The 23,062-nt window shown below is 29.2% G+C and carries 18 protein-coding genes; 6 read left to right on the plus strand and 12 right to left on the minus strand.

Annotated features, from left to right (window positions below):
- The first annotated feature begins 132 nt into the window (after positions 1-132).
- The 6 genes from ACZ49Z_RS06130 to hflX all read left to right on the plus strand — a co-directional run bounded on the left by ACZ49Z_RS06130 (position 133) and on the right by hflX (position 12,154).
- Complete coding sequence (locus ACZ49Z_RS06130; RefSeq protein WP_464307307.1) at positions 133-3,219, plus strand: hypothetical protein; 3,087 nt, start codon at positions 133-135, stop codon at positions 3,217-3,219.
- A complete protein-coding gene (locus ACZ49Z_RS06135; protein WP_464307308.1) occupies positions 3,188-7,201 on the plus strand; it encodes a DUF6443 domain-containing protein in 4,014 nt (1,337 codons plus the stop codon). The genes ACZ49Z_RS06130 and ACZ49Z_RS06135 overlap by 32 nt, the downstream gene beginning before the upstream one ends.
- A 10-nt stretch (positions 7,202-7,211) precedes the next feature.
- Positions 7,212-7,847, plus strand: coding sequence for an Imm26 family immunity protein (locus tag ACZ49Z_RS06140; RefSeq protein ID WP_464307309.1), 636 nt, complete (start codon positions 7,212-7,214; stop codon positions 7,845-7,847).
- 356 nt (positions 7,848-8,203) lie between these two features.
- The gene (locus ACZ49Z_RS06145) at positions 8,204-9,565 is read left to right on the plus strand and encodes a transposase family protein (RefSeq protein WP_464304430.1); all 1,362 of its coding nucleotides are present in this window, start codon (positions 8,204-8,206) and stop codon (positions 9,563-9,565) included.
- Positions 9,566-9,812: 247 nt separating this feature from the next.
- The gene (locus ACZ49Z_RS06150; RefSeq protein WP_464307310.1) at positions 9,813-10,871 is read left to right on the plus strand and encodes a transposase family protein; all 1,059 of its coding nucleotides are present in this window, start codon (positions 9,813-9,815) and stop codon (positions 10,869-10,871) included.
- A gap of 59 nt (positions 10,872-10,930) precedes the next feature.
- Complete coding sequence (gene hflX, locus ACZ49Z_RS06155) at positions 10,931-12,154, plus strand: GTPase HflX (RefSeq protein ID WP_464307311.1); 1,224 nt, start codon at positions 10,931-10,933, stop codon at positions 12,152-12,154.
- A gap of 54 nt (positions 12,155-12,208) precedes the next feature.
- On the opposite strand, the gene ACZ49Z_RS06160 is transcribed toward hflX, so the two are convergent.
- The 12 genes from ACZ49Z_RS06160 to ACZ49Z_RS06215 form a co-directional block, all read right to left on the minus strand.
- A complete protein-coding gene (locus ACZ49Z_RS06160) occupies positions 12,209-13,141 on the minus strand; it encodes a DUF3078 domain-containing protein (RefSeq protein WP_464307312.1) in 933 nt (310 codons plus the stop codon).
- 117 nt (positions 13,142-13,258) lie between these two features.
- Positions 13,259-13,765, minus strand: a complete 507-nt coding sequence (locus ACZ49Z_RS06165) for a DUF2480 family protein (RefSeq protein WP_464307313.1) — start codon at positions 13,763-13,765, stop codon at positions 13,259-13,261.
- Positions 13,766-13,773: 8 nt separating this feature from the next.
- Positions 13,774-15,609 (minus strand): ABC transporter ATP-binding protein, encoded by a 1,836-nt coding sequence (locus ACZ49Z_RS06170; RefSeq protein ID WP_464307314.1) that lies wholly within the window; start codon positions 15,607-15,609, stop codon positions 13,774-13,776.
- Positions 15,610-15,671: 62 nt separating this feature from the next.
- Positions 15,672-15,995 (minus strand): SUF system Fe-S cluster assembly protein, encoded by a 324-nt coding sequence (locus tag ACZ49Z_RS06175; protein ID WP_464307315.1) that lies wholly within the window; start codon positions 15,993-15,995, stop codon positions 15,672-15,674.
- A gap of 46 nt (positions 15,996-16,041) precedes the next feature.
- Entirely contained in the window at positions 16,042-16,461 is a 420-nt protein-coding gene (locus ACZ49Z_RS06180; protein ID WP_464307316.1) for a SufE family protein, read from the minus strand.
- A 4-nt stretch (positions 16,462-16,465) separates the two neighbouring features.
- Positions 16,466-16,999 carry a hypothetical protein gene (locus tag ACZ49Z_RS06185; protein WP_464307317.1) on the minus strand — a complete coding sequence of 178 codons (534 nt, stop codon included), beginning with the start codon at positions 16,997-16,999 and terminating at the stop codon, positions 16,466-16,468.
- Positions 17,000-17,112: 113 nt separating this feature from the next.
- Positions 17,113-18,333 carry an aminotransferase class V-fold PLP-dependent enzyme gene (locus ACZ49Z_RS06190; RefSeq protein WP_464307318.1) on the minus strand — a complete coding sequence of 407 codons (1,221 nt, stop codon included), beginning with the start codon at positions 18,331-18,333 and terminating at the stop codon, positions 17,113-17,115.
- Between the two features lie 180 nt (positions 18,334-18,513).
- Entirely contained in the window at positions 18,514-19,830 is a 1,317-nt protein-coding gene (gene sufD, locus ACZ49Z_RS06195) for a Fe-S cluster assembly protein SufD (RefSeq protein ID WP_464307319.1), read from the minus strand.
- A gap of 42 nt (positions 19,831-19,872) precedes the next feature.
- On the minus strand, positions 19,873-20,622 hold the full coding sequence (sufC, locus tag ACZ49Z_RS06200; RefSeq protein ID WP_464307320.1) for a Fe-S cluster assembly ATPase SufC: 750 nt from the start codon (positions 20,620-20,622) through the stop codon (positions 19,873-19,875).
- Positions 20,623-20,632: 10 nt separating this feature from the next.
- On the minus strand, positions 20,633-21,130 hold the full coding sequence (locus ACZ49Z_RS06205; protein WP_464307321.1) for a flavodoxin family protein: 498 nt from the start codon (positions 21,128-21,130) through the stop codon (positions 20,633-20,635).
- On the minus strand, positions 21,123-22,571 hold the full coding sequence (sufB, locus tag ACZ49Z_RS06210; protein WP_464307322.1) for a Fe-S cluster assembly protein SufB: 1,449 nt from the start codon (positions 22,569-22,571) through the stop codon (positions 21,123-21,125). Before sufB ends, ACZ49Z_RS06205 begins: the two co-directional genes overlap by 8 nt.
- 72 nt (positions 22,572-22,643) lie before the next feature.
- On the minus strand, positions 22,644-22,973 hold the full coding sequence (locus tag ACZ49Z_RS06215) for a HesB/IscA family protein (RefSeq protein ID WP_464307323.1): 330 nt from the start codon (positions 22,971-22,973) through the stop codon (positions 22,644-22,646).
- Between the last annotated feature and the right edge of the window lie 89 nt (positions 22,974-23,062).

Here is a 23,062-nt window from a genome sequence, read left to right on the forward strand (position 1 = left end):
AAAATAAAGTTCTATAGAACCAAACGCCCTGAATTTCAGGGCGTCTTTTATTTAAACCAAATTAATCAATTAAAAATAATAATGATTAAATAAAAAAAGTTATTTTAGTAAAAAATTTAACATAAACAATTCATGAAAAAAATTTCTCTTGTTTTGATTTTAATATCAAACTTATTATTCTCACAAGAAGAATCTAATCCTTTTACTTCTAATGACAATGAAATAGAAAACATAGGAGAGCGGGTTTTATTATACAACATTGAAATGGATGGTTTAACAATTCCATTAGAGATAGTTTATAATCACAATGGATTTAAAGCTTTAGACATTCCAAGTATTGTAGGTTTAGGCTGGCAATTCCTTGATTTAGGCAAAATAAAAAGAACAGTTAACCATTTACCCGATGATTTACCTCCTTCAAGTACCTCATCTTTACCAAATAATGGTGGATGGCTTTTTAATGACAATAGTAAATTAAATATAGTTGGTAATTTTAGCAATAATAGTAATGGAGAACTAATTCGTAATTCTTATGACGTTAGACCCGATTTTTATAGTTTTTCAACTTCAACAGGCAAAAATGCTCTTTTTACTTTTGACAAAACAATAATCAATAATAATGTCAATTTAATACCTGTATTCTTAGATTCAAACGAGAATTATACCTTAAATACAAATTTTAATAATTTTCAGTATGGAATAAACGATTATCAAAATATTGTTTTTGATATAAATGATGAGAATGGTTTTACATATAGTTTTATTGGGGGTCCAACAAATCAAATTTATTTTAGAAACGGTAGTTCTTATAACACAAATACAAAAGATTATTATACTAAAAAAATAAAGTCAAATCATAATACAGATGAAATTAATATTACTTATTTGGCAAAAAATCATACAGCATATATAGTAAATGAAGAAGGATTCAAAACTACTTCTGGGACAGTAGCGGTAATTACATCTTCTGATTATTATCAAAAAGATGAAAATGAATTAGTTATTAGTGAAATTACAACTCCTAAAGAGAAAATTTATTTCGAATACTCAAACTATTCAATTGGAAATAATCAAAGTTATTCTCCAATAAACGTTCCAATTTTAAATACTATTTACATAAAGAATAATAATAACGAGATTATCACTAGTTATATTTTTGAATATAATGAATCAATAGGAGGGAAACCATTACTTACAGGTATTTATAAAGGAAAAAAAGAATATTCTTCTGATTACGATTATATAAACAATAGCATAAAAATAAAAGGATATGAATATTTTAATTATTCACAATTAGATTTGGATTTACAATATACAGATCCAACATTTAGTTTTAAAAATATGGATTCTTTTGGATATTACAATGGAGCACAAAACAATACACTATTCCCAGTAAATTTTAAGATCTGTGGTAGTCTCCCAAAAATATATAATGCAGCAGATAGAAAACCAAATTTATTATTCACAAAACAAGGTGTTTTAAAAAAAGTTATTAATAATTTAGGTGGCATAAAAGAATATGATTATCAATTAAATGCTGATTCAAATGCTGATTACAATATAGCTCTATATGGAGGAGGTTTAAAAATATCTAAAATAACAGATAAGCCTGACATAAACACATCTATCGAAACCAATTTTGAGTATCAAAATTACTCAGGCTTTGGAATACGTTTAAATATTCCAGAGGTTGACATGATGGGTTCTTTTTTTAATGGAGTACAACCAGTCAAAAGTTATATTAATAATGAGTTACATGATTTTTGTCAAGAAGCTGACTATGTTTCGCACTATCAAAAATCAGGAAATTATTTTGAGAAAATAATTTCTACAAGATTTATTAAAAACCTTATTGATCAAGGCACAAGCGATGTAGGAGTATTATATTTAAAAAAAGTAAATACATATAGACCTAATTATAAAACATTATTAAGAACTCCATTAATACAAAAAAAGGAAGTCTTTAATGACTATATATATGAGACATCAGGAGGTTCAGTACCAACAAGTAAAACAGACTATATTTATGGATTTGACTTACAAAATGTAAACTATACCTATTCTATAAATTCTAATAAAATTTACACAGGAGCCGTAGCTACATGCCAAGGAGACTATTACTATAACAATATTTCTATAACTAATAGTCCAATTCTTAAGTTAGAAATGCCTTTGAAATCAATTTTAACCGAAGATTATTTAAAAGCTGAAACTGATAATGGATTTGAAATTCAAACAAAGAAATCAAAAAAAGAAATTACATATTTTGGAGAGAATCATCCAAATTATCAACTAAATGTATTAAGACCAAGAGAAATTATAACATATACAAACGACATACCTGTTTTAAAGCTAAAATATAAATATTTATTAGAAGAGTTTATACCAAATGCAGGGCTTCAGGATTTAAACACTTTCAACAATGAAAGTAAAACGTTAGTATCTAATAAATCAACATGGACATATGATGGATCCCAATGGATATTATCTATGGCTGATTTTTATCAATACTACAATGATGGCAAAATAAAAACCACTGCTTCAACAGCAAAAACTGTAAACAATACATTTTTTACTGAATCTAATTTTAACCCATATTATTTTAACGGATCCTTAACAGGTGTTCCAGTACATAATGAAATAGAATATCAATATAACGATGATGGCAAAATTTCATTAATTAAAAATAATGAAACAAAAAAATTTAAAAAATTTTACAGAGATAATGACTTTGATACAAACTTAATTAATTCAATACTTGAAGGAAATAGTCTTCAAAATGAATTTGAAATGTATCGAAATAGTTTTGAAAACTCAATAGGAGTAGATTATTTAGAGACAAATAATGCTTATTCAGGTGATAAAGTTTTTGTTGGAGAAACATTTATTGTAGACAACGAATACCCACAAGGTTATATTGTTTCTTTCTGGTCTTATCGGGAATCTAAATGGATTTTCAATGAGTACATCCACGAAGGAGGAGTTGTAAAAATAAACATGCCTACAAATGCTAACTATATCGATGAGGTATGGGTAAGACCATCATACAGCTCCTTAGAAGGTAAAATATATAACAAATATTTTGAAACTTCATCTTTTATAAATGATAAAGGTTTTATTATTAAGAACATATATGATGACTATGGTAGACTTATTAAACAAGTAGATCAAGACGGAAATATCAACAATGAAAGAATTTATAATTTTACTCAAGAATAATAATATGAAATTAAAACTTATACTAATCATAGGATTTATTTTTAACATAGGGTATTCTCAGTTATCAAATGATAAAAATTATATATATATTAAAACATATAAAAATCAAGTTAATGAAGCAACAACCTCTACAAATGATGAAGATTATGACGAAGTTGTTACTTATATAGACGGTAAAGGAAGAAAAAAACAGACTACATTAATAAAAACTGGAGGTAATAATGAAGATATAATATTATACAATGAATATGACAATATAAACAGACAGTTAAAACAATTCTTACCTTATGTAAAAAATTCTGAAAATGGTTCCTATGTTGAAAACATCAACGCACTACAACAAACTTTTTACAATACTCCAAAGTATGAAAACACTATAAACCCATACAAAGAAATAGTATATGATGAATATAATATTTTTTCATCTCAAGAAATAGCACACGAAGGAAATGATTGGGAAATTTCAAATGGTAGAACTTTAAAGTCAAATTATTCTATCTACAATTATAATAGTCCTGAGGATATTGTATACAAATATTCAGTAGCATTTGATAATCAAAACAACCCATTTTTGTCAAGCAATGATACATATTTACCAAAAACACTAATTAAATATATATCAAAAAATGAGAATTGGGTTGCAACAGATAATAAAAATAACACAACAGAAACATTTAAAGACTTATTTGGTAGGATAATTCTTAAAAGATTATACAATAATGATATTGCTCATGATACTTACTATATTTATGATTCATTAGGAAACCTAACCTACATGATTCCTCCTGAAGTTGACCATTCGGATTTATTCAATAGTAATAATACACAAACTTCAAGCTATTTACAAACTATTGTAGATTTTTGTTTTCAATATAAGTACGATTATAAAAATCGTTTAATTGAAAAGAAAATACCAGGTAAAGGGTGGGTATATATTGTTTATGACAAATTAAATAGACTAACATTAACTCAAAATCAAAAACAAAGATTAGAAAATAAATGGAGTTTCATCGAATATGATGTTTATGGAAGAATAGTCTATGAAGGCGAATTAATTGATAGTAATGCTTTAACAAGAGATGCTACTCAAAATATAGTTTCTCAGCTAGATACTTATGTAACTTACGATGTAAACTTACCATTTTATTACACACACTATTTAAATCAATTTAATTTGTCAGTTAATCTAGTTAATTACTATGACAACTACAATTTTGATTTAGATCTAATTTTTGTACCAAATGGTAATTATTATAATGAAAAAATCACAACATTAAATAAAAACCTTATTACAGGAAAAAAAATAAGAACTCTTGGAAGGGAAGAATGGGAAACTAATGTCTTTTTTTATGATCGAAAAGAAAGAAATATCAAAATTGTATCAAAAAACCAAACACTAGAAACATTAAATAGTATTGATTATAAGTTAGACTTTTCTGGTAAAATAATAGAAACTAAATCAATCCAAAACAAAACCAATGTAACGAATTCATTTACATCAACAGATGAATATAGCTATGATAAAAATGACAGACTTGTTAAACATCAACAGTATGTAAACAATAAACCTAAAGAACTTATTTCAGCACTTAAATACGATGAATTAGGTAAGCTAATTGAAAAGAAAGTTGGTGGCAGTACAAATTTAATTTTAAATGGAATCTCAAATAATGATGGATTACTTCTAAAGTCAGGGTCAACAAACTCATGGACAAATGCGACATTGTATTCTCAGAATGGAATAAAAAAAGGGAAACTTAGCTTTGTTGCAAAATCAATGACAGGTTATCTTCGCATTGGACTATCCTATAATCCATCAATTACAAATTATAATCAAATTAATTACAGTTTTAATTTATCAAACTCTGATTTATTAAGGGTTGTTGAAAATGGTACCACTAAACTTTCAACTTATTATCATACCAATGATTTGCTAGAAATTGAGAGAAAAAACGATGAAATAATATACAAAAGAAATGGAATAAAAATATATTCTTCTTCGATAACAAGTGTTAATAAACTTTATGCAGATGGGCATTTTTATATAAATAACAGTACTGTTTCCAATCTTTCAATTGAAGATTATGACTATGAAAGTATCTCTGCTTTGCAAAAAATAGATTATAAGTATAACATTCAAGGAGACTTGACAAAAATTAACGATGTTAATACACTTGGAGATGATTTATTTGCTTTAGAAATAAGAAGAAATAATCCAACAACAACCGGTACACCATTGTATAATGGAAATGTGAGTCAAATACATTGGAAAACAGCAAATGATAATCAATTACGTTATTACGATTATAGTTATGATAAGATTAATAGAATTAAAAACGCTAAGTTTTATAATGTAGATAATCCATTACAAAACGATAGTTTTAACTTGCATACTGTTAATTACGATAAAAATGGAAATATAACATTTTTACATAGAGCAGGAGATAAAATGAATCAGGCTAATTTAGAATGGATGGATTTTATGACATATTCTTATGAAGGGAATCAATTGAAAAGGGTTAAAGAAGAAGGTCATGGTTATTTTGGGCATATTACAGAAGTTATAGCTTCAGATGTAACACCGCAATATGAATATGATGTAAATGGGGATTTAACAAAGGACAGAAACAAAAAAATAACTAACATTAGTTATAACCATTTAAGTTTACCAGTACTAATTACATTTGAAGGAACCGCAACAAAAACTATAGAATATGTATATGATGCATCTGGGAAGAAGCTTCAAAAAGTGGTGAATAATAACGGAAATATAACTACTACAGAATATGGCAATGGTTGTGTCTATAAAAAAGTAAACTCAAATCCTACAACATTAGAATACATTCAACAGGCTGAAGGATATATAATTCATAATAATGGCAGTCATAATTATGTTTACAACCATACTGACCATTTAGGGAATATTCGTTTAACTTATACTGATTCTAATCATGATGGTGTTGTGACTACAACAGAAATCTTAGAGGAGAATAATTATTATCCTTTTGGGATGAAACATAAAGGGTATAATAATGTTTATAATCCAATAGGAAGTACTACTTATAAATATGGTTTTGAAGGACAAGAACATCAAGAAGATTTTGATTTAAATTGGGTTCAATTCAAATGGAGAAATGAAGACCCTGCAATAGGAAGATTTTTTAATATCGATCCACTAGCTGAAAAATACAGTTATCAATCTACATATCAGTTTGCATCTAATCAACCTATACATGCAATGGAGTTAGAAGGTATGGAAAGTGATGAAGATTTAAATTATGAAGGTCCTGGTTGGGATGGTTGTGAAGGTCCAGCAGATGGCACTATGCTTAATGAATATGTCGGTTATGGTCAATATGGAGGTCGTGGAATAGGAGATGAATATGACGATGATTTATTAGGAGGAATTGACATAGATCAGGATTATGAAGGCAGCTATGGTGACGAGAATCTTGGGTCTTCTGCATTACGAATGGGTTCTAATTTTATACCTATATTGGGTTCTAGTTTAGATATTTATGAAGGAATAAGGGATGGTGATGGCTGGCAAGTAGCAATGGGCATTGGCTTTTTAGCCTTAGATATTGTTACTTTGGGAAGTAGCTCTGTTGTAAAAGGAAGTGTTGTGACAGCTGTTAAAGCAACTAAAAATGTTGATAAATTAGTTGATATTTATAAAGGCGTTAAGAATACAGGTAATTACTTTGGGCAATCTGTAAATTTAGCAAAAAGATATTCAAAAAAGGCACTTAGAGAAGAATTTACAAAAGCACCAGAAATATTAACTAAAGTTCCTAAAAGGTTAGCAAATGCAGTAGAACAACAGTTAATCTCTATTCATGGTACAACAAAATATGGTAATGGTTTTGGAGGAAATAAACGATTACAAATGTCTTTAAAAAACCAGATAAAAGATAAAGACTTAATGAAGGAAGCAATGGATTTTCTTGATAGTAATGTGCCTGGTTGGATGGGATTATAAATAAAATTTTATGAAAAAAATAATATTAAAAAGTGGTAATGTATTACAAATAAAACTAAATCATAATTTAGGGTATATTTATGCAAAAGTTGTAAATATGTGTGATTTTTCTGAATATGACCTTTCAACTACATTTCATTTAATTATTTATCCTTATAATTATATTGTCAAAAATGAAAAAGATTATTCCGAAGAAGATTTTATAAAATCTGAACCTTTAACTGGTCCTCTTTTTGTTGATGATATAATATGGGCAATTCGAAAAGATATTTACAAAATTAAAGGTGAGGTATCTTTAAAAGACTACGAAAAAAGGTTGCCTGCTTTTAGAGGTTTTACATCTACAGTGTTTAAGCTTCATTATTTTGAAGATGAAGCAACTGACTGGAACTATTTTGAAAAAGGCTCGCCATTTAAAAGAATTGCAACTACTTATGATAAGGTAAAGCATTTAGAAGGTAATGTTGCATTAGATCATAAGGATGTTGAAATGAGATTATCTATGGAAGTTCTTTATCGTTCTGAAAAAGAAATTAAAGATTTTTACAAGCTGGAAGATTGGACAGAGTTAAGATTATATAATAATATGCTATTTAAAACTCCGTTTAATGAAGTACAAGATGATGCAAAAGGGAGAGTAATATAGCTTCTATTATTTCCAAATAATGCACATAAACTTTTTATACAAGTTATTATTTTTATTATTATCAACTCTTTACTTGTCTTACAATGACACTAATGCAGTATTTTCAAAAGGTAAAGAGGGATTAAAAAGGAGTAATGTAGATACTGTTTTAGTGTTACAAGTTAAAGAGAAGGTAATTTACTATAATGAGGCACATTCATAATTAATTAAATACGTGCTTATCAGTTGTTTAATTTGTAGGCACATTCACAATTAAATAAATACTTGCTTATCAGTTATTTAATTTGTATTTTAGAAGAAATAAACCCCGAGAATGCTCAAAAAGAGTCAAAAACGGGGTTTTCTTTTAAATATGTATGTCAAAAATAATACGAATAAGTGAATTTCAGCACAAATTGCCTTTAAATATTATCAATGAAGATTTTAATGTTTTTTATGAGCAATTTCTAAAGTCTGATTTAGGTAAAATTCATCTAGCTACACCTTTTTCAGAACTTTCTCAAAGTTTTAAATTGAAAGCGTGCAAAAAAGGTCCAGATTGCATTTTTAGTACTAAAGGTAAGATTGCCTTGATGATGCTAAAAAACTATTATGGTTGTTCTGATGCTAAACTAATCGAGTTGTTAAACGGAAATGTTTACATGCAATACTTTTGTGATATTGTATTACCTCTAGATTCCCCGCTTACAAATTTTAAAATAGTTAGCCAAATAAGAATGGAATTAGCCAAAAAATTAGATGTTCGAAAAGTTCAAGAAACATTAGCTAAAAGCTGGCTACCTTATATGAATGATTTAGACAAAGTCTTGATAGATGCCACTTGTTATGAGAGTGAGTTGCGTTTTCCTACCAATGAGAAACTACTTTGGGAATGTATTGTGTGGAATTATAATCAAATGAAATCATTATGTGGCATTTTAAAAATAAAACTTCCAAGAACCAAATATATTGATTGGTGTAAACGCTACAATGAGTATTCTAGAAAAAGAAAAAAAACAGCAAAGCAACGAACAAAAATGACTCGTGGTCTTCTGAAATTATTATATAAACTTAATGGAGAATTGAGTAAAATTGAAAATCAATATTCCTTTGAGCCAACCACAAAATACAGCAAACAACGCAGAATAATCCGTCTTATTTACCAACAACAATCAAAAATTTTTGCAACAGGAAAAAGCGTTCCCGATAGAATTGTTAGCATAAATAAAAGTTATATTCGCCCAATTGTGCGTGGTAAAGAAGTAAAACAAGTAGAATTTGGAGCAAAAGTAAATAAAATTCAAATTGATGGAATCAATTTTATAGAACATATAGAATACCGTGCCTTTAACGAAGGAACTCGATTTCAAAACAGTATATTTTGCGCACAAAATCTAACTAAAACTAAAGTAAGAATTACTGGAGCTGATGCTATTTATGCCACAAATAAAAACAGAACTTTTTCGTCCACAAATAACATACAAACAGACTTTGTTAGAAAAGGAAAAGCTGGAAAACACGAAGAGCATAGAAAGAAGCTAGCCTCAGAAATTAAAAAAGAAAGAGCTACTCGATTAGAAGGTAGTTTTGGCAAAGAAAAAGAGCACTATAATTTACGAAAGATAAAAGCTAGAACCAAGAAAAGTGAAATGCTTTGGATTTTTTTCGGAATACATACAGCTAATGCTAAAGAAATAGGAAGAAGAATTTACAAAAATCAAACACAACTAGCAGCGTAAAGTATTCAAAAAAATACTTTATAGGAAAAGTGCGTCTTGTTGAGAAATATCAAATTTAAAAATCATAAAAACATATAATTTTTACTACAAAATAAAAAACCTCAATTATATTAATATGAATTGAGGTTTTTATTTAAAGTATTTTTCAAAAAATCTTGTTACTTCTGAATTTGCCTTTGTATTTTAGAAGAAAAAACCCCGAGAATGCTCAAAAAGAGTCAAAAACGGGGTTTTCTTTTAAATTTCTATGTCAAAAATAATAAGAATAAGTGAATTTCAGCACAAATTGCCTTTAAATATTATCAATGAAGATTTTAATGTTTTTTATGAGCAATTTCTAAAGTCTGATTTAGGTAAAATTCATCTAGCTACACCTTTTTCAGAACTTTCTCAAAGTTTTAAATTGAAAGCGTGCAAAAAAGGTCCAGATTGCATTTTTAGTACTAAAGGTAAGATTGCCTTGATGATGCTAAAAAACTATTATGGTTGTTCTGATGCTAAACTAATCGAGTTGTTAAACGGAAATGTTTACATGCAATACTTTTGTGATATTGTATTACCTCTAGATTCCCCGCTTACAAATTTTAAAATAGTTAGCCAAATAAGAATGGAATTAGCCAAAAAATTAGATGTTCGAAAAGTTCAAGAAACATTAGCTAAAAGCTGGCTACCTTATATGGATGATTTAGACAAAGTTTTGATAGATGCCACTTGTTATGAGAGTGAGTTGCGTTTTCCTACCAATCAAAAACTACTTTGGGAATGTATTGTGTGGAACTATAATCAAATGAAATCCTTATGTGGCATTTTAAAAATAAAACTTCCAAGAACCAAATATATTGATTGGTGCAAACGCTACAATCAGTATTCTAGAAAAAGAAAAAAAACAGCAAAGCAACGAACAAAAACGACTCGTGGTCTTCTGAAATTATTATATAAACTTAATGGAGAATTGAGTAAAATTGAAAATCAACATTCCTTTGAGCAAACCACAAAATACACTAAACAACGCGGAACAATCCGTCTTATTTACCAACAACAATCAAAAATTTTTACAACAGGAAAAAGCGTTCCCTATAGAATTGTTAGCATAGGTAAAAGTTATATTCGCCCAATTGTGCGTGGTAAAGAAGTAAAACAAGTAGAATTTGGAGCAAAAGTAAATAAAATTCAAATTGATGGAATCAATTTTATAGAACATATAGAGTACCGTGCCTTTAATAAAGGAACTAGATTTCAAAACAGTATATTCAGCGCACAAAATCTAACTAAAACTAAAGTGTCTAACTTTTTGGGTGCAGTCTAAATTTTAGACAACCTTTTTTATTCAATTTAATCTTACCTTTGCATTGATAAAGAAAGACTATGTTAGAAAAAAAAGAACATCAATTTGAAAAAACAGCCATTGTTGGTATTGTAACACAAAACCAAGATGAGGAAAAATTGAGAGAATATCTAGATGAGCTAGAATTCCTTACTTTCACTGCTGGAGGTGAAGTCGTGAAACGTTTTTCTCAAAAAATGGACAAACCAAATCCTAAAACATTTGTAGGAACTGGAAAGCTAGAAGAGATTAATTACTATATTAAAGACAATGACGTTAAAACAGTAATTTTTGATGATGAATTAACACCTTCACAATTAAAAAACATTACAAAAGAATTAGACTGTAAGGTTTTAGACCGCACCAATTTAATTTTAGATATTTTTGCACAACGTGCACAAACCTCCTATGCTAGGACACAAGTTGAATTAGCTCAATGTCAATATTTACTTCCAAGACTTACAGGTATGTGGACGCACCTTGAGCGTCAACGTGGAGGGATTGGAATGCGTGGTCCTGGTGAGACAGAAATTGAGACCGACAGACGTATTGTTAGAGATCGAATTTCATTATTAAAAGAAAAAATAAAAACGATAGACAAACAAATGTCTGTACAACGCGGAAATCGTGGAGCAATGGTTCGAGTTGCTCTAGTTGGTTATACAAACGTTGGTAAATCAACTTTAATGAATGCTGTTGGAAAAAGTGATGTATTTGTAGAAAATAAATTATTCGCTACTCTAGATACAACAGTTAGAAAAACAGTAATTAGAAATTTACCGTTTCTTTTAAGCGATACTGTAGGTTTTATTAGAAAACTACCAACACAACTGGTTGAATCCTTTAAAAGCACCTTAGATGAAGTTAGAGAGGCTGATTTACTGCTTCATGTGATTGACATTTCTCATCCTGATTTTGAAGATCATATCGCTTCGGTTAACGAGATATTAAAAGATATTAAAAGTGACAATAAACCCACTATTATGGTTTTTAATAAAATTGACGCATACAATCCTGTTTATTTTGATATTGATAATTTAGAAATTGAAAAAGAATCTAAACATTATACTTTAGAAGAGTGGAAACAAACTTGGATGAGTAAGATGGGAGAAACCAATACCTTGTTTATTTCTGCAACTGATAAATTAAACTTTGAAGAATTTAGAGAAAAAGTATATGAAGCCGTAAGAGAAATTCACATTACTCGATTTCCTTATAATAAATTCTTGTACCCAGAGTATAATGAAGCACTTGACACAGAATAACAAAAAAAGACCTCGAAAATGAGGTCTTTTTTGCTTTGTGAATAAATCCTTAAATTAAAATCCATAATTAAATCCTAAACCAAATACTTCTCTAATTTGAACATATTTGGAAGCATTGTCATCTTTTATAACTTGGAAAGCTAAGTTAGTTGATATGTATTTATTAATTTTCATCACTAAATTCATTTGATAATCTATATCTACATTTTGTGGTTTATCTAAATAATTAGAATAAAGATTCAAAATGTTTTCCATGGAAACATTCTTCATTATATTAAACTTGTAATATCCGTTTAAAGCAGCTCCAAATTCGAATCGAGAAGTTTTACCTTGTTCTACTCCAAAAGCTGAACCGAATTCTGTGAAATGTTTGTGAACAAAAATCAAACGAGAAGTTGCAGGAGCAAAATTAAACTTCAAATTATCACTTTTTTTCCATAATAAACCTGGCCCTGCTTGAAGATAGGCAGGAGAGAAAAAATGAGAAATAGTTACTCTTTGCTCAAAATCATCTGTTAATTCCGGTGTTCCATTATCATTTGTAACCTTTTTAAATCCAGCATCCATTTGAGTTCTAAAATTTAAAAATGCAGAATAAAACCAATAACCCTTTGCTTTTTTTCCTAATAAAGAAGTAAATTCTAAACGGTCATCAGACTTAGTAGTTTCCTGCCCTTTAATTTTAGTTAAACCGTAAGACGCAATAAATTTATTATCCCAAATTAAATCAGAAGTTTTATAATTAAAATCATAATTTAATCCAGCATTACCTGCTATATTAGAAGTCCCACCTCCTAACCATTCATTATTAAAGGCCGATTGATTAAAAAGGAAAACAAAATTCCCTGCTCTTTTCCAACCAGAATACGTTGTATCCACCGCTTTTTTTGCAGCTTCTGCTGTAACATTAATCAATTCGCCTTCTGTCTTTTGAGCATAAATACCTACCGAAGCAAATATAAATGCAAATAATAATGTTTTTTTCATTCGTAATCGTTTATTTTTTTATAAAACAAAGTTAGCATTATAAAATAAATAATGATTTGTGTATAGATAAACCAAAAGAAATTCATCGATTAACGGTAAAAAATAAACGATTAACGGTTATTTCGATTTAAATAAAGGTACAGCTGAACAAGCTTCACCAAACATAATACTTTTTGCAAATGGGCAAATTTTTTGAATAGCAAGTGTATAAATTTCTTGTGGAACATCTTTTTTAGAACAACCTTTCAAAATTAAAGGTTTATCTTTAAAAAGAGTATAATCGATTAAATTTAAAACTTTAGTATAATGAACCAATAAATAAGCCAATCTATTGCCATGTACAACTTGTATAGCATAGGGAAATAGATAAGAAGCTATTAATGCAAATGTCCAAGCGGGCAAAATTGCGTCTGTGCTACAAAAAAGTGTTACTCCTTTATTAGAGTACTGGTTCCAATCGAAGGTTTTTAGATTTTCTCTAAAATCTTTCTCTTTTAAAATAAAACCTTCATGAAGCCATTGAGAAATATCTAATGAAATAATTTCTTCTTTTGGAAAATAATCTTCCAAATCAAAAACTTCTAATTTACTATTGGCAACTTTATTTATAATTTCTTTTTCCATAATCTCTTTTATTGATATCCTTCAGCTTGTAGGGTAAATAATTCAGCATATAAACTTTTATTATTCATCAACTCTTCATGTGTTCCAGCTTCTAAAATCTTACCATCAGCTAAAACTATAATTCTATCTGCCTGACGAACCGTACTAAATCTATGAGAAATTATTATACTTGTTTTATTTTCGATTAAATGTATGAAACGTTCAAAAACTTCACTTTCGGCCTTAGCGTCTAAAGCAGAAGTAGGTTCATCTAATATCATTACTTCAGCATTTTTCATATATGCTCTAGCTAATGCAATTTTTTGCCATTGTCCGCCCGACAACTCTTGCCCTTTAACAAAGCGTTTTCCGAGTTGTTGTTCATAGCCCAAAGTTAATTCAGACACAACCTCATCTGCTAAACTTAATTGAGCTGCTTTTTCAATTCGTTCTTGGTTATTAATCTCATCTATCTTTCCAATAGCAATATTTTCTTTAACCGAAAATTCATAGCGAAAGAAATCCTGAAATAAAACCCCAAAATAGGCTTGATATTCTTTTTTATTATATTTATTAATATTGATGCCTTCAAGCAAAATTTCACCAGAAGTTGGCTCATAAAAACGAAGTAATAGTTTTGTAAGTGTCGTTTTCCCTGCTCCATTTTGTCCAACAAAAGCAATTTTCTCACCAGCTTTAATAACAAAACTTACATCTTTGAGTATCTGTTGTTCAGATTCAGGATAAGCAAAATAAACATTTTTAAATTCAAAACCAATTTCGATTTTAATAGGCAATGGTATATTCTCTTTTACTTTAGGTTCGCAAATAATATCAATAAAATCAAAATAATCCTTCAAATACAAAGCACTTTCAGAAATTCTTGTGAATCTTGCAAAGAAATCTTGTAAACTCTTCATTAATCTATTAAAACTACCAGATAGAAATGTTAATTCTCCTAATGTAATTACCCCAGACAAAACACGATAGATTATAAACACATAGGCTGCATAATAACTTATAGACCCTAAAACATTAAACAAAAAACCATAAGCGGAACGCTTTACAACTAGTTTTTTATTCAAGTTAAAATATTTATTGGCTAAGTTTTTAAAACGTTGAACAATAAAATCAGTTAGTCCAAATAGTTTTATCTCTTTAGCTGTTTTATCATTTGCCCCAATATATCTTAGATAATCTAACTCTCTTCTTTCTGATGTCCAACTTCTTGCTAAAGAATATTGTTGTTGACTAAAACGTATTTCATTAATAAAAGATGGAATAATACTTAATACTAATAAAATGATTAAATAAGGTTCAAAATAAATCAAACCAATAACCAAAGTAATAATAGATATTGTTGTTTGTGCTTGCCCTAAAACATTCGACATTAAGTCCACTCTCCCCATGGTTTGTGTTCTCGCTCTTTCTAGTTTGTCATAAAATTCAGGATTTTCAAGAAGACTAATATCTATTTCATTCGTTTTTTCAATGATTTGAATTGACGTTTGAATGTTGTATTGATCTCCAAGAACACCATCCGTTAAAGAAATAGCTCTACTTACTAAATCGGAAAGAATTACTAGTGCAAATTCAACAACTACTAACTTCCATAAATAATTATAATCAGTTTGAGCAGTTGTTGTAATATGAATAATCTCGTCTATTATTACTTTTCCTATCCAAAGTATAACGACCGGTAACAATGCTGCAATTATTCTACAAAATGCAGAAACAAGAAATAACTTTTTATTTGTTTTCCAGATTTCTTTAAAGAATCTTGGTATAAAAAAAAGAGATTTAAAAGTGTCTTTTAAACCTATTTTTTCTTTATCACTCAATGATTTGGGTTGAAAACGTACCATTTTTAAATTTTTCAGTCACAATTTATAGTCACATATAATTGTGACTGAAAATGTAACACTTTTTAAAGCATTCCTAATTCTAATTTTGCTTCTTCACTCATTAAATCTTTACTCCAAGGCGGATCGAAAGTAATTTCTACTTCACAAGTTTTTACCTCATCTATAGATTTTACTTTTTCTTCAACTTCTAAAGGTAATGATTCTGCTACGGGACAGTTTGGTGAAGTTAATGTCATTAAAATTTTAACATCATTATCTTCATTAATCATAACATCATAAATTAATCCTAATTCATAAATATCTACAGGGATTTCTGGGTCATAAATACTTTTTAAAACCTTTACAACATTTTCCCCTAAGTTTATCTCGTCTTTAAATTCTTCCATTATTATTTTTCTTGTTTTGCCTATTGCAATATCTAATTATTTTAGTTTACTGCTTTGCTTGGAATGCTAAAGCATACATTTTTATCTTTTTAATCATTGAAACTAATCCATTGGCTCTTGTTGGAGACAAATGCTCTTTCAGACCAATTTCATCAATAAAATCGGTATTAGCATCTAAGATAGCTTGAGGAGATTGATTTGAAAAAGCACGAATTAATATTGCAATAATTCCTTTTGTTAAAATAGCATCACTATCTGCAGTAAACACTATTTTATCTTCAATCATTTCTCCGTTAACCCAAACTTTAGATTGACAACCTTTAATAATATTATCTTCTGTTTTGAGACTTTCGTCTATTAAAGGTAGCGTTTTCCCTAATTCTATGATATATTCATAGCGCTGCATCCAATCATCAAACATAGAGAACTCTTCAATAATTTCTTCTTGTATGGCTTGTATATTCATTTTTTTAATTTAATTTTTTGGCAATTCTCAAAAGAGTATTAACTAACTTTTCAATATGTGCTGGTGGAGTGCCTCCATCAAAATCTGGAGTTAAAAATTCTTTTTCACCTTTGGTAATTTTTAAGCTCGTAATTGGAGCAGCATCATAAAAACGTTTTTCAGAAGGTGCTTTTAAATTTGGCAATTCTTCAACATTAATTGCTTTATAATCATTCTGAATTGCTTCATAATCTTCTGCTTTTAATTCCCAAAAAACAGGCTTAGCTTCTCTTGCGCTCTGGACATAAATCCTTTTTCCTTCAATTGTTATCATTCTAAAGAACCCTCTAGATGAAGATTCATAAACGATCAAAGGTAACTCTTGATTCTCACTCATAGTACTTGGTTTTTCAGAAACAATAGTTTTTTCAGTATTTTCTCCCACTAAAACTGTATCAGTAGCTTTCTTTTGGCAATTACAACTAGCGAATGTAATTAGTAACGTTGATAAAATGGTAATTAATTTCATATGTTTAGAATTTGTTTTTATTTGTAACATATGTTATCGCTTTTAATCTTTTGTGTTTATTTCACTAAATACTTTTAAATTTGTGTTTGGTGAATTTTGCTTGCAACAAACAATTATTTTTAATGGCGATTTCATAATATTATTTATGACAACATCGTTATAGCTCTTTTAACTGCTTCTACAAATATATCAATTTCTTCTTTAGAATTATAAAAAGCAAAACTTGCTCTTATTGTCCCAGGAATTTTAAAGAAATCCATAATTGGCTGTGCACAATGATGTCCAGTTCGTACAGCTATTCCTAATTTATCTATAATCGTGCCAATGTCATACGGATGAATACCTTCAACATTAAAAGATATTACAGAAGCTTTTCTATTTAAATCTTCAGGTCCATAGATTGTTAAATTTTCTATTTCCTGAAGACTTATAGTAGCATACTCTAATAATTCCCTTTCTTGTTTTGCAATTGCATCAAAGCCAATAGCATTCATATAATCTATTGCTACTCCAAAAGCGATTCCTCCACATATGTTTGGCGTTCCCGCTTCAAATTTATGAGGTAAATCTGCATAGGTAGTCTTTTCAAAAGTTACTGTTGCAATCATTTCACCTCCACCTTTGTAGGGCGGTAATTTTCGTAACCATTCTTCTTTGCCATATAACATACCTACACCTGTTGGTCCACACATTTTGTGTGCAGAAGTAACATAGAAATCGACATCTAAAGCTTGTACATCTGGTTTTAAATGCGGGCAAGCTTGTGCTCCATCAATTAAAACGGCCGCACCCACTTCATGTGCTTTTTCGATTATGTATTCTATAGGATTTAAAGTACCTAATGCATTCGATATATGATTACAAAAAACCAATTTCGTTTTATCTGAAAGCAATTTATCATATTCCGACATTATTAATTCTCCATGAATATCCATTGGAATAACTTTCAAAACAGCACCTGTATGTTCACATAACATTTGCCATGGTACAATATTACTATGATGCTCTAATGCTGAAACAACAACCTCATCATTTTTTTGTAAAATTGACGCAAACCCATTAGCTACTAAATTAATGCTTTCTGTGGTTCCCGAAGTTAAAATTATCTCATAGTTCTGCTTTGCATTAAAGTGCTTTTGAATCTTCAAACGCGCTTCTTCATAAGCATCTGTTGCTAACTGGCTTAAGGTATGCACTCCACGATGAATATTAGCGTTGTATTTGGAATAATAATCAACAATAGCATCAATTACTACTTGTGGTTTTTGAGAAGTAGCTCCATTATCGAAATATACTAGTTGTTTTCCATTTACTTTTTGAGATAAAATAGGAAAATCGGCTCTTACTTTTTGAATATCAAACATTGTAAATCAATTTGGCTACAAATTTACAACTTGATTATTTAAAATTGGAATAAATAAAGGTTAAAATGGATATAAAAAACATTAAAAAATCATATTGTCTTTAATTAAGAACATTGATTATATAATATGCAACAAAAGCCCTTAAACGGGCTTTTATTATATGTTATTTATCTTATAATTCTACAAATCAAAACCCATTTTTACACCTAACTTGGTAGCAATAATTTTTGTAATTCTTTGTTTTAATTCTGGGATCTTAATACTTGAAATAACTTCATTTGAAAAAGCATACATTAATAATGCACGTGCTTCTTTTTTAGGGATTCCACGTTGTTGCATATAAAACATGGCACTTTCATCTAATTGACCAATTGTACAACCATGTGAACACTTAACATCGTCTGCAAAAATTTCCAATTGCGGTTTTGCGTTAATAGTTGCTTTTTCACTAATTAAAATATTATTGTTTTGCTGAAAAGCATTTGTTTTTTGTGCTTCTTTCTCAACATATATTTTACCATTAAAGACTCCTGTAGCACTATCTCCAAAAATCCCTTTATAATCTTGATGGCTTTCACAGTTTGGTTGCGCATGATGCACTAAAGTATAATGATCTACATGTTGTTTATCTCCAATAATTGTAATCCCTTTCAAAGTAGAATCTATACGCTCTCCAAAATGATAGAAATTCAAATTATTTCTTGTAATATTTCCTCCAAAAGAGAAAGTGTGCACAGAAACTCTACTTTCTTGTTTTTGAGAAACATAAGTATTATCGATCAAATTAGCGGTCTGAACGTCATTCTGAATTTTGTAATAATCTACATTGGCTCTTTTTTGAGCAAAAATTTCAGTAACAGAATTTGTTAATACTGGATTTTCATTCAAACTTTGATGACGTTCGATAATTTGCACATGTGCATTTTCACCAACCACAATTAAATTTCTTGGTTGCGTCATTATAGCTGCTTCATTTCCTGTCGAAAAATAAATCATCTCAATAGGCTTATCGGCCACCTTACCTTTTGGAATATTTATGAAAGCACCTTCTTGAGCAAAAGCTGTATTTAGGGACGTTAAACTTTCATCTTTTTTAGCCACTTGGTTAAAGTAAGTTTCTAATACAAGTCTATATTTCGGTTTTGTTAACACTGAAGAAAGCAAACAAACATCTATTCCTTCATGTGTAGTTGAAGACAAAAAAGAACTGAATTTTCCATCTATAAAAACCAATTTATAGGTATCAATTTCATGTAGGAAATATTTTTTCACTGCAGGAAATTCTAAAGCATTTTCATGCTTTGGAAAAACAGAAAAATCATGTTTTAAAATTGCATTAAGTGAAGTATATTTCCATGCTTCTTCTTTCTTACTTGGAAAACCCTTTGTTTCAAAGTTTTTTATAGCTTGATTTCGCACATCATGTAGCGTAGAATCAATGTCAAATTTTTCTTCTAATGCTATGTATGACGAAAGTAACTTATCTTTTAAATCCATTATTTTTTTAGTTTACAGGTTAATGTTGAATAAGATGACTGATTATTGAATTTCAGCTTTTATCCAATCATATCCTTTTTCTTCAAGCTCTAAAGCTAGTGCTGCTGTACCAGATTTAACAATTTTCCCATCCATTAACACATGAACAAAATCAGGAACAATATAATCTAATAAGCGTTGATAATGTGTTATCACAACAACAGCGTTCTCTTTACTTTTTAATTTATTTACGCCATTTGCAACAATACGCAAAGCATCAATATCTAAACCAGAATCTGTTTCATCAAGGATTGCTACTTTAGGTTCTAACATTGCCATTTGAAAAATTTCATTTCTTTTTTTCTCTCCTCCAGAAAAACCTTCATTTAAAGAACGAGAAAGGAATTTTTTATCCATTTCTAATAGTTCTGATTTTTCTCGAATTTTTTTCAACATTTCATTAGCAGGCATATCTTCTAAACCCTTAGCTTTTCTGCTTTCATTAATTGCAGTTTTGATAAAGTTTGTTACTGAAACACCTGGAATTTCAACTGGATATTGAAATGATAAGAAAATCCCTTTATGAGCCCTTTCTTCAGGAGCTAACTCAGAAATATCTTCATTTTCTAATATAATTTCACCCTCAGTAACTTCGTAGTTTTCATTTCCAGCTATAATCGAAGAAAGTGTTGACTTTCCAGCACCGTTAGGCCCCATTATAGCATGAACTTCTCCTGCTTTTACTTCAAGATTAATTCCTTTTAATATTTCTTTATCTTCAACTGAAGCATGTAAATTTTTAATTTGTAACATTGTCTTTATTTTATAAAAATGCTAATTCTATTTTTTTTGTTTGATCTATATTATCAGGATTGAAATGATCATTACCTAAATAATTCATTCCTAGATATTCAGCCGATTTTCTAAACGGTAAATAATAATCATAATCTAATGCGTTATCATGAGAATTTGATACCATACCCATATTCTTACCTCTTAGTTTTCTTCCTAATTCTTTTTCATCTCTCAATAAATTTGAAAAACGATCGAAAAAAACTTTCATTATTCCACTCATACTGTACCAATATACTGGAGAAGCAAAAAGTAAGGTTGAGTAATTTTCAATAATTTTTTTAATCAAAGGCAGGAAATCATCAGACAGATTTTTGTTTTCATAATCATAATAGGAAAAATTATAATCACTTAAATTTATTAAATCCATATTGTATTCTTCCGCAATATATTGGGCAATACGAGTAGTATTTCCATTTTTGCGTGAAGATCCTATTATAATTACTTTATCTCTCTTTAAACTATCCAACACTTCCCTCTAATGATATTTCTAATAATTTTTGAGCTTCTACAGCAAATTCCATAGGAAGCTTATTCAATACTTCCTTGCTAAATCCATTAACTATTAAAGCAATCGCTTTTTCGGTAGGAATACCTCTTTGATTGCAATAAAAAACTTGATCTTCACCTATTTTTGAAGTTGTAGCTTCATGTTCAATTTTTGCTGTTGAATTTTTACTTTCAATATAAGGGAAAGTATGTGCACCACATTCATTACCCATTAACAAGCTATCACATTGTGAAAAATTGCGTGCATTTTCTGCTCTAGAAGAAATTTGCACTAAACCTCTATAACTATTTTGTGATTTTCCCGCAGATATACCTTTTGATATAATGGTTGATTTAGTATTTTTACCTAAATGAATCATTTTAGTTCCTGTATCGGCTTGCTGGAAATTGTTGGTTACAGCAATTGAATAAAACTCTCCTATCGAATTATCTCCCTTTAAAACACAAGAGGGATACTTCCAAGTTACAGCAGAACCAGTTTCAACTTGTGTCCAAGATATTTTTGCGTTTTTTTCACACAAACCTCTCTTTGTTACAAAATTATAAACACCACCTTTTCCTTCTTTATTCCCAGGAAACCAGTTTTGAACAGTTGAATATTTTATTTCCGCATTGTCCATTGCAATTAATTCTACAACTGCAGCATGCAATTGATTTTCATCACGACTGGGTGCTGTACATCCTTCTAAATATGAAACATAACTTCCTTCATCTGCAATTACCAAAGTTCTTTCAAACTGACCTGTCCCCGCTTGATTAATTCTAAAATAAGTAGAAAGTTCCATTGGACATTTCACTCCTTTTGGAATATAACAAAAACTCCCATCTGAAAAAACAGCAGAATTTAAAGCGGCATAGAAATTATCTTTAGTAGGAACCACAGTCCCTAAATGCTTGCGTACTAATTCTGGATGTTCTTTTATAGCTTCGGAAATACTCATAAAAATAATTCCTTTTTCTGCTAGTGTTTTTTTGAATGTAGTTGCTACAGAAACAGAATCAACCACAATGTCAATGGCTACATTATTGATTTTCTTTTGCTCATCAACAGAAATCCCTAACTTTTTATACATTTCTAAAAGCTCAGGATCCACATCATCTAGTGTTTTATTAGGGTCTGCTTTTTTTGGTGCAGAATAATAGGAAATTGATTGAAAATCTGGTTTTGCATAATGAACATTTGCCCATTCTGGTTCTACCATTTCCTCCCACACTCTAAAAGCATCTAGTCTCCAATCGGTCATCCATTGTGGCTCACCTTTCTTGTGTGAAATAGCACGAACAATATCTTCATTTAAACCTATCGGAAAAGTTTCCGAATCTAGTTCAGTATAAAATCCGTATTCGTATTCTTTGTTTTCTAATTCGACTTTCAAGTCGTCTTCTGTATACTTACTCATTTTTTTAGTCTTAAAATTTAAAAGTCTAAATTTTTAAAAGCATCTATGTGAACAATACTTTTATTTTTTAGACTACAATGAAAAAGATTCTCCGCAGCCACAAGTTCTTTGCGCATTTGGATTGTTAAAAACAAAACCTTTTCCGTTTAATCCTCCTGAATATTCTAATGTTGTTCCCACTAGATAAAGAAAACTCTTTTTCTCAACAGCAATTTTTACATTATTATCTTCAAAAACTTTATCATTTTCTCCTAATTCTTTGTCGAATTTTAATTCATAAGACAAACCAGAGCATCCTCCACTTTTAACACCTACTCTTACATAGTCTTGAGTAACATCAAAGCCATCCTCTTTCATCATGTCAATGATTTTTTTGCTAGCAGTATCTGAAACTTTAATCATACCTATTTTGATTTTGTCTAAATTAACTGCAAATATAATTCATATAATAGTTAATACAAGACTTCATAACATTTTTATAACTTATCGTT

It is taken from the genome of Flavobacterium sp. KY-23415, assembly GCF_055384985.1.